Raw genomic sequence first — 12,600 nt, 5'->3', positions numbered from 1 at the left:
GTTTTGTTGTTGGTGTGTCGGACAAAAATCCCCGAATTCGATTATGACCGGGACGCCGCCCTCACCCCATGACTGCGGTGACGGGTCAATGGGGTGGATGGGCCAATTGTCGGTTTGTGAACTGTCCCGGGCTGTCAGCGCCGGGTTTGCTCAGACGGTCCGGGAGGTCTGGCTGTTGACGAAATGGGCCAGCGCCTGGGCCGAGCGGCGCGGGGTTTCCAGCATGGGAACATGCCCCACGCCTTTGAATATCTGGATCTGGGCATGGGGCAGCGTGGTGCGGTAGTAATCCACGCAGCGGGTCGGCGTGATGGCGTCGCGGTCACCCCACTGCACGTGCAGCGGCAGGCGGCTGCCCTTGAGGTAGCGCACCGGAGCGTAGGGATCGGCCATCATGTCGGCGAAGATTTCCCGGTGGCCCCGGGCCCGGCGCATCAGGTCGACACCCAGCAGACCGGTCATGGCCAGACCCATGAGCGTGGGTTTGCCGTCGCCGACGTTGTTGAACATGCGGTAGACCCCGCGCCAGCTTTCGGGCACCAGCAGGGAGGGTTCGGTCTTTGGGGGGATGGCCAGGTCCAGGTCCGGGCGAATCGGGATACCGGCGCTGTTGAGCACGGTCAGGGAGCGGGCCTGGGGTTCCAGGTTGTGGGCCAGCACCGTGGCGATTGCGCCGCCCATGGAGCTGCCCACCAGGTGCAGGTTTTCCCGCAGGCCCTGCTGCTCCAGCCAGCCGGCCAGGCGCCGGGCCTGGACTTCAAAGCGGTAATCGGCGCCGCTGTGATAGTCGCTTTCACCGAAACCGGGCAGGTCCGGCACCAGCAGGTGCCACTGCCTGGGCAGCAGCGGCAGCCAGGCGCTCCAGTTCTCCTTCATGGAGGCGAAACCGTGGAGCAGCACCACGGTTGGCCGGTCGGGCCCGGCCTGGCCCCGTTCCAGCCACACCATGCGGTGGCGGTCCACCCTGGCTTCCCGCCGCTGCATCCGCGCCAGCCAGCGATGGCCGGTGCGCATCAGCGGCCAGGGGTTGGGCAGCAGGCCGGCACTGGCGGGCTTGCGGTGAATGTCCGGGGTGGTGGAGGTTTGAGTAGGCATGGCGCGGTCTCTTGACGAACAACGGCTGGGCTGCAGAGCCCGGTTCTCGGATCAGTCTACCGGGATTTGCTGTCTCGGCTTTGGCCCGTTTGACCAGGGTGCATGGCGCCCAGGCGATTCCGCCGTCGCACAGCGGAGCATCAAGGATTCAGGCGCAGATCGGTGAACAGCGGATCGTGGTCGGAGGAGCGCCAGGGCACGGGGCGCTCGGCGGCGGGCATCGGCAGGCGGTCATAGGCCAGGGCGACGGTTTCGTCGGCATTGATTCCCCAGGTCCGGGCTCCGCTGCTGCGTTCCGCCAGGGCATCGTCCGCCAGCAGGTAGTCCAGGGTGCCGGCGCGGCCGCGGTACTGATAGGTGTAGGCAGTGTCGCCCCGGTGGCGGCGGACCAGGTCGACAAAGCCGGCATCGGCCAGGGTCAGCAGCGGCCATTCCCGGGCATAGCTGTTCAGATCGCCGGCGATCAGGTTGCCAAGGTGGCCTGAGGGTTTTGGCAGCTCCGCCAGCCAGTCCGCCAGCCCCCGGGCCGCCTGTCTGCGAGTGGCGGCGTAGCAGCCCTGGCCGTCGTTCTGGTCCCGGTCGGCGCCGCTGGCGTTACGGCAGTTCTTGGATTTGAAGTGGACCGCCGCCACCCGGAAGGATTCGGGGCCGGCCGGGCTCCGGAAGGCCTGGGCCAGTGCCGGCCGGCCACTGTGGGAGGCCGGCTGGACATGGACCGGACCCACCGGTTCGACACGATCGGCCCGATACAGCAGGCCGACCCGGATGGCGTCCCGGCCGGTGCGGCCGTCAGCCCTGACGGCGCGCCAGGGCTCACCCAGGGCGCCGGCAAGGCTGGCCAGGGCGCTGTCGGTGCCGTAGCCGTCGTTCTCCAGCTCCATGACCGCCAGCACATCGGCCTGCAGGCCTCCAATGGCCGCCTTCAGGCGCGCGGTCTGGGCCGAAAATTCAGCGCTGTTGTCGGCGCCGCGGCTGGATTCGAAGCTGCCGGTGCCGTCACCGTTGAAATAGTTGCCCAGGTTGAAGCTGGCCACCCGCAGGTTGCCGGCAGCCGGCGCAGCCGGTGCTTTGGGGCGGGGGTTGACGATCTCGAAGCGCGGCTGGGTGACAGGCTGCAGACGCCACTGGCCAAAACGGAAGTCCAGGACGCCGTCCAGTTCCGTTACCCGGTTGCCGGCCCGGACGCTGGTGCCGGAGGCCAGGTCCAGGCCGCCGGCGGGGTAAGGCACCGGCCGGGGATCGCGGGCGCCGCGGCCGTCGTCCAGGGTCAGGCGCTGGCGCTCCTGGGCCTGGAAGCGCTCGCGGGCGGCCGGTCCCGGTGCCATCCGCTGGGTGGGTATCCACTGTCGTTCGGGCGCCAGCGTCAGCTCGCCGTAACGGGCCAGCTGGTAGTTGTCGATCACGGTCAGGGGCAGGGCGAGGGTGACCCGCATGTTTTCAAGGGCTTCGGCGGGCAGGGATTGTGGCCAGAGCTCGGTCAGCCGCACCGGCCGGGGCAGTTCCGCGGCACCACAGACCGCTACCACCCTGGCTTTCACCAGCTCAGTAAGACCGTGGAACTCCTTGACGGTGCCACTCACCCGCACCCGGCTGCCGGCGCTGAGCTTGCCGGCCTTGGTGTAGACAAACAGGGCTTCGGAGCTGGCGGGATTGTCGTCCCACTGGTTCTGCGGTTGCTGCAGGTAGAAGCCGCCAAAACCGCCCGGGCCGCGGGCATCCAGGGTGACCACCCCCTCCACCGTGACGGTCTGGCCGACCATGGCAGAATGATCACCGGTACCCTGGACCGCACTGATGGCAGTAGCGGGCGCGCCGCAATCGGCGAGGGCAGCCGCGGGCAGCAGCAGGGCCAGTGAGATCAAACGGTACAGCAGCAACAATCCGGCCCTCAGCAGAATTCGGCGAGTGCCTCGCGGCTCTGGTCACGGGCGGCAAGCCAGGGTTTGAGGCTGTCCGGGTTGGCCAGCTCAATCTGCTGCACCAGCGGGTCCGGGTCACGGCTGTGGGGCCGTATGCCCACGGTGGACAGCAGGTAGCGCACCAGAGCGGCCCGGGTCTGCAAAGCCAGGCGCTGGTTGGTCATGCCGAAGTCGTCGGCAATGATGGCCTGCTGTGCCGGCGTCAGGCGACGGTCCGGGCGCAGCTCCACGGTGACCGTGCGGTTCCAGTCTTCGTCCTGCTGCTCGGTCTGACGGCAGCGTTCGGGCAGCACTTCCGGGGTGCCCCGGAACCGGCTCAGGGGAAAGTCGCGGAACTGGCGGCGGTGCTCACACCAACCTCGCAGGTGCCAGCGCTGACCGCTGTAGACCAGCGTGTGAGGCTCGATGATACGTCGCACCGCGGTGGGTTCGCTCAGGGACACGTAGTCGGCCCTCAGGCGGCGGCGCTGCCGGGTTGCCGCCACGATGGCCCGCACCACCTCCGGCTCTGCCAGCCGTCTGGGCACCCGCACCACAGTGCTGTGGGGCAGGCTGATGTCGAGGCTTTCGAAGGTCTGGCTCAGGTCCTGGTTGCGGGCCAGCAGATCCAGGTATTCGTCGGAGTCGCCCCGGGTCACCACCGGGCGGAAATCCGGCGCCGGCACGTAACCCTTGAGGTGGCGATCGTAGATCAGGTTGTCCGGGGCGATTTCCCGCAGGTAGGTGTTGATGTCCTTGGACGCCTGCTGACGGCCGATGCCAAAGCCGTGGCAGATGTGGTTGGTGGTCAGCCGCCCCTCCCAGAGCGCGATGATTTCAATCAGGCGGTAGCGCAGCAGCAAGTCCCAGCGGATGGGCCATTCCGTTTTCTTCATGTCGTTGGGCTCTTTCAAATGGCTGACTAAAAACTGACCAATCCTTGATCAGTGCCGCCATGTTATCAGCTTTGTTAAAGGCCGGTGTGTTACAGCGCATTAATGTAAAACACTGTTAAATAATACTGCAGGATGTGGCTGGAGGCCATGGCCGCCAAAGGTTTCGGCAATTGCGTAATGGTTTCGCCGGCCCCGGGCTGGTGTAATAGTCAATTGGGCAGGGTGGCTCTCGGCTGCTATGTTTCTCAGTTCCCTGACCCTGCAAACTCGAGCCACCCCTGGACATCCGGATCCGGCGGTGCAGACGTTCTGGAGATACCGGATGACCCGAATGGTCGCTTCCCTGTCAGCCCTGATCCTGAGCATTCTTTTCCTGGTCAGTGGCAACGCCTTCCTGACTACCCTGCTCGGTATCCGCCTCAGTATCGAGCAGGTGGAGCCGGGCACCATCGGCTGGATCCTGGTGTGTTTTTCCATTGGTTTCGTGATCGGTACCCTCTACGTCAACCGGGTCATCGAGCGCGTCGGCCACATCCGTGCCTTTGCGGTGTTTGCCGCCATGTCGGCGGTATCGGCCCTGCTCTACCCGCTGGCGGTTTCCGAGCCGGTATGGGCGCTGTTGCGGGGGTTGTCCGGTTTCAGCAACGCCGGCGTGTTGGTGGTGATCGAGAGCTGGTTCAGCAGCCGCGCCAGCAACAGCAACCGGGGCGCGCTGTTCGCCGTCTACCAGATTGTGTTCTACATCTCCGCCGCCGGCGGCCAGCTGTTCGTCAACCTGGGGGATCCGGCCAGTTTCATGCCCTTCACCCTGGCGGCCATCCTCCTCACCCTGGCGCTGATCCCGCTGTCCCTCACCAAGATGGAGGCGCCCGCCATCGAGAAGGTGGAGCGGATGTCGTTCCTGACCCTGTTCCGGGAATCCTCCACCGGTGTGGTGGGGGCCCTGATCTGTGGCGTGCTGATCGGCTCCTTCTACGCCCTGGGTCCGGTCTACGCCACCCTGGTGGGCATGGACCTGGGCGCGACCTCGGTGTTCATGGCCAGCGCCATCATTGCCGCCATGCTGGTGGCCTGGCCGCTGGGCAAGATCTGCGACAGTTTTGACCGGCGCTGGGTGATGCTGTGGGTAGCCATGGCCGGTGCCCTTGCCGCCGTGGCGGCGGCCTTCCTGGGGCCGGATCGTTTCTGGCTGCTGCTGCTGGCGGTGGGGCTGTTCACCGGCGCCTCCGCCACCACTTACCCCATTGCGGTGGCCATCACCAACGACCGTATGGAGCACCACCGCATCGTGGCGGCCAGCGCCACCCTGCTGCTGAGCTACGGCATCGGCAGCGTGATCGGGCCGGTGGTGATGGCCGAACTGGTCAGTCTGCTGGGCCCGCGGGGGCTGTTCCTGGGCAATGCCGGCTTCCTGCTGCTGCTGGCGGGCACCACCTGGTACCGCATCCGCACCAGTTACGCCATTCCGGTGCAGGAACAGGAGCACTTCGTCGCCGCCATGCCCCAGGGCTCGGCGGTGCTCACCGAGATCGACCCGCGCAACGAAGACTTTCACCAGGGTGCTGGTCTCTCCGACCAGCCCCTTTCCAAGGCCAGCTGACGTCACCGGCGCCGCCTCTGCGGCGCCGGCTTTCGGTTTTCCCTGATTCTGCTGCCCTGGCTTTCCTGTTTTTATGGAAATAATTAGCTTACTAGTAGTAAATTTTATCCCGGTATTTGATCACTGAGGTTGTCTGAATGGATCGTCATGCGGTGCGAGATCAGTTTCCCTTTGCGGTGGCCCGAGTTACCCGGCGCTGGCGCAAGCTCCTGGATGAGCGCCTGAAGGACCTGGGCGTCACCCAGGCCCGCTGGACCACCATGTTCTATCTGCAGCGGGGCGGCGAAGGCCTGACCCAGCGCGAACTCGCCAGTCTCATGGCGATCGAGAATCCGACCCTGGTCCGGCTCCTGGACAGCCTTGAGGAGCAGGGCTTGATCGAGCGCCGGTTGTGCCAGAACGACCGCCGTGCCCGCCGGCTGCACCTGACCAAGGCCGGTGACGACTTCATGGACGAGCTCAACCGGCGCGCCCGGGACCTGCGGGACGAGATGCTGCAGGGTGTCGCCGACAGTGACATCGAAGTGGCGGTCAATGTGTTCAATCAGATCATGGTGAACGGCGACCGCCTGAAGTAACCCTCGCCGTTCGCCAGGGAGCCCCCTTCTGTCAAAGCATTCCCTGGAAGCCCTGCGTCAACGCTATGGTTACCGCTGGCGCTGGTTCGCTGTCGCCACGGTCATGCTGGGCACCATGGCCACGGTGCTCAGCGCCACCATTGTCAACGTGGCGCTGCCGGACATCATGGCGGAATTCGGTATCGGCCAAGGCCAGGCCCACTGGCTGGCTTCCGGTTTCATCGCCGCCATGACCACCACCATGCTCACCACCGGCTGGCTGCTGGACCGTTTCGGTCTGCGCCGCAGTCTTGCCTGCGCCATGTTGCTGTTTTCCGTGATTTCCGTTGCCGGCGGTTTCAGCCAGAGCCCGGAGATGCTGATCGCCGCCCGCATCGGCCAGGGCGCAGTGGCAGGGCTGATGCAGCCCATGGCCATGTACCTGGTATTCCGCATCTTCCCCCGCGAGCGGCGGGGCCAGGCCATGGGCATCTACGGCATGGGGGTGATCCTGGCGCCGGCATTGGGGCCGGTGCTGGGAGGTGTGCTGGTGGACCAGCTGGACTGGCGCTTCGTGATGTTCGCACCGGCACCGGTGACCGCACTGGGTATTTTCATGGTGTGGAAATTCCTGCCCCGGCCGGTGGCGCCCCTGCAGCTCTATCCGTTCGATTTCAGGGGCCTGGTCTGGCTGGCGCTGGCAGTGGTCAGCAGCCTGGATGCCCTCAACCACCTGCAGGCACCGGACCAGAACGGTGTCCGCATCCTGCTGGGCGCCCTGTTGGCGGTGGCGGCCACCACGCTGTTTGTGCGCCGTGAACGACGCGCCCGGCACCCGCTGCTGCAGGTCAGCCTGTTGCGCCAACGCAGCTTCCTGTTTGCCAACATCGGCGCGGTGGCGCTGGGTCTGGCGCTGTTCGGCTCCACCTACCTGATTCCCCTGTTCGTCCAGACCGCGCTGGGGTTTTCCGCCACCGAGGCCGGCCTGCTGATGCTGCCGGCGGGGATCGTGCTGGGCCTGACCTTCCCGATTGCGGGCCGGCTGGCGGACCGGCGCAGCGCCCGCGGCCTGATTACCTTTGGTATGGTGCTGTTTGCCGCCTCGGCGGTGCTGTTCGCGTTGTCCGATCTTAGCCTCGGTTTCGTCTGGCTCGCGCTCTGGGCGGTGATCGGCCGGATCGGCCTGGGCTTCATGCTGCCGGCGCTCTCCACCGGCGCGCTCAATCCGCTGGAGCCCCATCAGCTGGGCTACGGCTCCAGCACCATCAACTTCACTCGTCAGCTGGGCGGCGCCTACGGCATCAACCTGGTGGCGCTCACCCTGGAGTACGGCGAACATGCCGCCGGGCTGCCCACCATCAACGCCTTCCACACCGCCTGGTGGCTGGTGGCGGCGTTCGTGGCGCTGGCGGTGTGGCCGGTGTGGCGCATCCGCGACTGATTGTCAGCACATTTCTATTTGCATATACTGCGCACTCCTTCAGGGGAGTAGTCTCCGCAGGGCGCGCAAACGCCCTCGGGTGATGGTCAACACACTTGGGCCTCAATGCCCGTGGCCATCACGTCCCGCCCGCCAGGGCCCGGACTGACAAGACCTGGGGCGGTGCCATTTCCGGTGGGCGGAGGATGGCGCTGCCTCGTGTCTGGTTATCCGCCCTGGGCTTTAGACATGGATGCGTTCCTTACCTCCACCATTGCCGTGTTCATCGCCGAGATTGGCGACAAGACCCAGCTGTTGTCGCTGTTCCTGGTAGGCCGTTTCGCCCGGCGCACATCCATTGTCCTCGGTATCATGTCGGCCACCCTGCTCAATCACGGATTGTCGGCGCTGCTGGGTGCCTGGGTGGCGGAATGGTTGCCTCCGACGGTGCTGCCCTGGCTGATTGCGGTCAGTTTCCTGGCGCTGGCCATCTGGCTGCTGATTCCCGACCGGGACGACGGCGAAGATTCGCGGCTGCTGGGACTGGGCGCCTTCACCGCCACCAGCGTAATGTTTTTCCTGGCTGAAATCGGTGACAAGACCCAGATCGCCACGGTGGTGCTGGCAGCCCGTTATGAGGCGACCTTTTGGGTGATTGTCGGCAGCACCGTTGGTATGCTGGTGGCCAACATCCCGGTGATCATGGCGGGCAAATGGTTGATGGAACGGTTACCCCTGGCGACAGCAAGACTGGCGGCCAGCGGCCTGTTCCTGATATTGGCGGTGCTGACGGTATGGGCCGCTGTTTCTGGTGTATGACTGTTTCTGGACGTATGACTATGTGGCGCAATTCGTGGCGCATTGGAACCAAGCTCTTCGCGTTTCTGGCTCTTACCCTGGTGATCCTGCCCCTGCAGGCGCAATCGGACCGGCAGGCGGGTCCTGCCGATGGCGGCGCAGAGAAGCCGCTGGCGAAGGCCGCTGATCGGGCACCGAGGGTGCCGGTGTGGACCGTGGCCAGTGACCTGGTGGGGGAACTCTCGGTCATGACCACCCAGTACGAGGATACCTTTGCCGGCATCGGTAACCGGCGCAGCCTGGGTTACCTGGAGCTGGTCAAGGCCAACCCGGGTGTGGATCCCTGGCTGCCGGGTGAAGGCACCCAGATCACCCTGCCGCGGCGCTACGTCCTGCCGGACGCCAAGCGGGAGGGCATTGTCATCAATCTGGCGGAGTACCGGCTCTACTATTTCCATCAGGGCCAGGTCCAGGTTTACCCGGTCGGGGTCGGCACCGAGGACAACCCCTCGCCGCTGACCGACGCCCGCGTCATCATGCGGCTGGAGTCGCCGGCCTGGTACCCGCCCAAGAGCGTGCGGGCCGAATACGACGCCCGCAACGAGTATCTGCCGCGGATGATTCCGCCCGGCCCGGACAACCCGCTTGGCCCATATGCCCTGCTGCTCAGTGAAGACGGTTATCTGATCCACGGCACCAACAAGCAGTTCGGTGTGGGCATGGCCGTCAGCCACGGTTGCTTCCGGATGTACAATGAAGACATTGCCCGCTTTATCTATCAGGTCGACAAGGGCACCAACGTCACCGTCATCAGACAGCCTGTGAAGATCGGTCTGCGGGGTCGGGAGATCTGGCTGGAAGTGCACCGGCCCCAGGAGACCTACAGTGAGCGGGAGCGTGAGCAGCTCTGGCTGGAGGTGACCCGGGTGATCAACGAGTTCGAGCAGCAGCACCCGGGCGTGGAGTACCAGCGCCGGGCCATCGAGCTGGCGGTGCAGCAGGCCGATGGCCTGCCCCGAATGATTGGCGAGCAGCTTACCCGGGTTGCCGTCGACATGCCGCGGGACCGCAACGATGGCTCGTCGGAGCAGGCCGGCGAAGCGCCGGTACGGATGCTGTTCTAGTTTAACGAAGCTTTGGAGCACGCGATGAGCCGCAGTGTACTGATCACCGGTGCCAGTTCCGGGCTGGGGGAAGGCATGGCCCGGGAGTTTGCCGGCCTTGGTTACAACCTGGCCCTGTGTGCCCGGCGCACCGAGCGTCTGGATGCCCTGAAAGAGGAACTCCGCCAGAGCCACCCCGGTATTACGGTGAGCGTCCGGGCTCTGGACGTCAACGATCACGACCGGGTGTTCGAGGTGTTCCGGGCCTTCCGCGACGAGTTCTCCGGCCTGGACCGGGTCATCGTCAATGCCGGTATCGGTAAGGGCCAGCCGCTGGGAACCGGTCATTTCGAAGCCAACCGCCAGACCGCGGAAACCAACTTCGTGGCGGCCCTGGCCCAGATGGAAGCCGCTATGGAAATTTTCCGGGCGCAGAACCGCGGCCATCTGGTCACCGTATCCTCGGTATCGGCGGTGCGGGGCATGCCCAAGAACATCACCACCTACGCCGGCACCAAGTCGGGGCTGGCGGCGCTGAGCGAGGGCCTGCGGGTGGAACTGCGCAAGCAGGGCTCCGCCATCCGGGTGACCACACTTTATCCCGGTTACATCCGCACCGAGCTCAACGAAAAGGTACGCAATACGCCCTTCATTGTCGATGCCGAGACCGGCTGCCGGGCCATGGTCCGGGCCATCGAATCGGAGCGGGCCAAGGCCTATGTGCCGGCCTGGCCCTGGCTGCCCATCAGCTTCCTGATGAAGCGCCTGCCGGAGGGCCTGCTGGCGCGGCTGGTCTGAGCCGTCACTGTCGCACGGGAGGTGTTTGCATGATCACCGGACCCAAGCCATCCCCTCGCCGCCTCGCCGGCTTCCTTTTCCTGTTGCTGGCGGGGCTTGCCCTCGCGCTCTGGTCCTTTGACCAGGCCGTGATCGCCCAGGACCAGAACAACGGCACTGCCCTGGTGCTCAGCGTCGAGGGTCCGATCGGACCCGCCACCATGGACTATATCGTGCGGGGCCTGAACCAGGCCGAGCGTGACAAAGCAGACCTGGTGGTGATCGAGATGGACACCCCTGGCGGCCTGATGGCTTCCATGCGGGGCATCATCAAGGCCATCCTTGCCTCCCCGGTTCCTGTTGCCAGCTACGTCTATCCCGAGGGTGCCCGCGCCGCCAGCGCCGGCACCTTCATTCTCTACGGTAGCCACGTTGCTGCCATGGCGCCGGCCACCAACCTGGGTTCCGCCACGCCCGTGCAGATGGGCGGCATGCCCGGCAGCCCTGGAGAGTCCGAAGCGCCGGCCGGAGACTCGCCCAAGGAGGAAAGCGGCGAATCGGGAACCGGCGGTGGCGAAACCGCTGAGGATACTTCAGAGGCCGAGGCGTCGGACAAACGTCGTGGCGGCTCCGCCATGGAGCGCAAGGTGCTGGAGGATGCGGTCAGCTACATTCGCGAGCTGGCGGAACGCCATGACCGCAATGCCGACTGGGCAGAGCAGGCGGTGCGGGAAGCGGTGAACCTGGGCGCCGACGAAGCACTGGAGCGCAATGTGGTGGATGTGGTGGCCGCCAGCACACCGGAGCTGCTGCAAAAGATCGACGGCCGTACCGTCAACATGAGTGACGGCGAGCGGACACTGGCCACCGCGGGCCTGACCATTGAACGGCTTGATCCGGACTGGCGCACCCGCCTGCTCTCGGTGATCACCGATCCCAATGTGGCCTACTTCCTGATGATCATCGGCTTCTACGGCATCATCTTCGAGCTGTCCAATCCCGGCAGTCTGTTCCCCGGCGTAATCGGCGCCATCTGCCTGGTGCTGGCGCTGTTCGCCTTCCAGGTGCTGTCGGTGAATTACGCCGGGCTGGCGCTGATCCTGCTGGGACTTGCCTTCATTGTCGGGGAGGCCTTCATGCCCAGCTTCGGCATCCTCGGGATCGGCGGGCTGGTGGCCTTCGTGGTGGGCTCCATCATTCTCATGGACGGCAGCAACCAGGAAGTCTCGCTGCCAACCGTGGGCGGCCTCGCTGCCGTGGCCGGCGGCTTCATCCTGTGGACCGTGACCCGGTTCATGGGCTTGAGGCGCAAGCCGGCCCATAGTGGTATGGAGCAGCTCAAGCAGGAACAGGCCGTCGCGCTGGACGATTTCCAGCCCAACAACAGTCACTACCGTGGCCATGTCCGACTGGCGGGTGAGCGTTGGAACGCCACCAGCGAGGAGCCGGTGAGCCAGGGCCAGACCCTGGCCGTGGTCTCGGTGGAGGGTCTGTCAGTGCGGGTGAAGGTGGCCCGGCAGGAATGAAAGGACAGCACATCCCATTAACGGCGAAGGAGAACGACAACCATGATTGATCTGGTACCTTATATCGCACCCACCGTGGTGCTGTTGCTCATTCTTGGCTCGGCGATCCGGATCCTGCCGGAATACATGCGTGGCGTGGTGTTCTTTCTGGGCCGTTTCCAGGGCGTTAAGGGCCCGGGCCTGGTTATCATCATCCCCGGCATCCAGCAGATGACCAAAGTGGACCTGCGGGTCATTACCCTGGATGTGCCCAGTCAGGACGTGATCTCCAAGGACAACGTCACCGTCAAGGTCAACGCCGTGCTCTATTTCCGCGTCATTGATCCGGAGCGGGCCATTATCCGGGTGGAGGATTTTGCCTCTGCCACCAGTCAGCTGGCCCAGACCACCCTGCGCTCGGTGCTGGGTAAACACGACCTGGACGAGATGCTGTCGGAGCGAGACAAGCTCAACGCCGACATCCAGGAAATCATCGATGCCCAGACCGAGGAATGGGGCATCAAGGTGGCCAATGTGGAAATCAAGCATGTTGACCTGAACGAATCCATGATCCGCGCCATTGCCCGCCAGGCCGAGGCCGAGCGTGAGCGTCGCGCCAAGGTCATCCATGCTGAGGGCGAGCTGCAGGCGTCGGAGAAACTGGTGGAGGCGGCCCGCGTGATGTCGACCAACTCCGGCGCCATGCAGCTGCGTTACCTGCAAACCCTGTCGGACATGAGCACCGGTAACGCCTCGACCATCGTCTTCCCACTGCCCATCGAGTTGATGGACGCCTTCAAGGAGTGGCGGTCAGGCATTGGCGGCAAATCGGGATCCGGTGGCGGTTCCGCCGGCAAGTCCTCATCCGGCTCCAAGTCTGGCGGTAGTTCCAAATCCGGGAGCAGTTCCAAGTCGGACTCGGACTCCAAGTCCGGCTCCTGAGCCGGATTT

10 protein-coding genes and 1 pseudogene are annotated in these 12,600 nt (G+C 65.1%); 8 read left to right on the top strand and 3 right to left on the bottom strand.

The features are described from left to right. Window positions 1-150: 150 nt before the first annotated feature. The 3 genes from R3280_RS06790 to R3280_RS06780 all read right to left on the bottom strand — a co-directional run bounded on the left by R3280_RS06790 (window position 151) and on the right by R3280_RS06780 (window position 3,889). Complete coding sequence (locus R3280_RS06790; protein WP_318997828.1) at window positions 151-1,095, bottom strand: alpha/beta hydrolase; 945 nt, start codon at window positions 1,093-1,095, stop codon at window positions 151-153. A gap of 140 nt (window positions 1,096-1,235) precedes the next feature. Then, window positions 1,236-2,975 (bottom strand): ExeM/NucH family extracellular endonuclease, encoded by a 1,740-nt coding sequence (locus tag R3280_RS06785; protein WP_318997827.1) that lies wholly within the window; start codon window positions 2,973-2,975, stop codon window positions 1,236-1,238. A gap of 8 nt (window positions 2,976-2,983) precedes the next feature. After that, complete coding sequence (locus tag R3280_RS06780) at window positions 2,984-3,889, bottom strand: helix-turn-helix transcriptional regulator (protein ID WP_318997826.1); 906 nt, start codon at window positions 3,887-3,889, stop codon at window positions 2,984-2,986. 322 nt (window positions 3,890-4,211) lie between these two features. On the opposite strand from R3280_RS06780, the gene R3280_RS06775 reads away from it, so the two are divergent. From R3280_RS06775 to R3280_RS06740, 8 genes and pseudogenes are all read left to right on the top strand, one after another. Next, window positions 4,212-5,489 (top strand): MFS transporter, encoded by a 1,278-nt coding sequence (locus tag R3280_RS06775; RefSeq protein ID WP_318997825.1) that lies wholly within the window; start codon window positions 4,212-4,214, stop codon window positions 5,487-5,489. Between the two features lie 152 nt (window positions 5,490-5,641). Beyond that, window positions 5,642-6,067, top strand: coding sequence for a transcriptional regulator SlyA (slyA, locus tag R3280_RS06770; RefSeq protein ID WP_318997845.1), 426 nt, complete (start codon window positions 5,642-5,644; stop codon window positions 6,065-6,067). A 103-nt stretch (window positions 6,068-6,170) separates the two neighbouring features. Beyond that, window positions 6,171-7,487: an MDR family MFS transporter gene (locus tag R3280_RS06765; protein WP_413468748.1), complete on the top strand. Its 1,317-nt coding sequence runs from the start codon at window positions 6,171-6,173 to the stop codon at window positions 7,485-7,487. 228 nt (window positions 7,488-7,715) lie between these two features. Beyond that, entirely contained in the window at window positions 7,716-8,285 is a 570-nt protein-coding gene (locus tag R3280_RS06760) for a TMEM165/GDT1 family protein (RefSeq protein WP_318997824.1), read from the top strand. Window positions 8,286-8,305: 20 nt separating this feature from the next. After that, complete coding sequence (locus R3280_RS06755; RefSeq protein ID WP_318997823.1) at window positions 8,306-9,388, top strand: L,D-transpeptidase family protein; 1,083 nt, start codon at window positions 8,306-8,308, stop codon at window positions 9,386-9,388. Between the two features lie 24 nt (window positions 9,389-9,412). Further along, window positions 9,413-10,165 (top strand): SDR family oxidoreductase, encoded by a 753-nt coding sequence (locus tag R3280_RS06750; protein ID WP_318997822.1) that lies wholly within the window; start codon window positions 9,413-9,415, stop codon window positions 10,163-10,165. A gap of 29 nt (window positions 10,166-10,194) precedes the next feature. Beyond that, a complete protein-coding gene (locus R3280_RS06745) occupies window positions 10,195-11,670 on the top strand; it encodes a nodulation protein NfeD (RefSeq protein WP_318997821.1) in 1,476 nt (491 codons plus the stop codon). Window positions 11,671-11,712: 42 nt separating this feature from the next. Beyond that, window positions 11,713-12,435, top strand: a pseudogene (locus R3280_RS06740) (slipin family protein); the annotation flags it as partial. Between the last annotated feature and the right edge of the window lie 165 nt (window positions 12,436-12,600).

The sequence above is a fragment of the Marinobacter sp. genome, assembly GCF_033722195.1.
GTDB lineage: Bacteria > Pseudomonadota > Gammaproteobacteria > Pseudomonadales > Oleiphilaceae > Marinobacter.
Note: the sequence above shows the minus strand (reverse complement) of the source record. Positions and strands in the feature narration are given on the sequence as shown.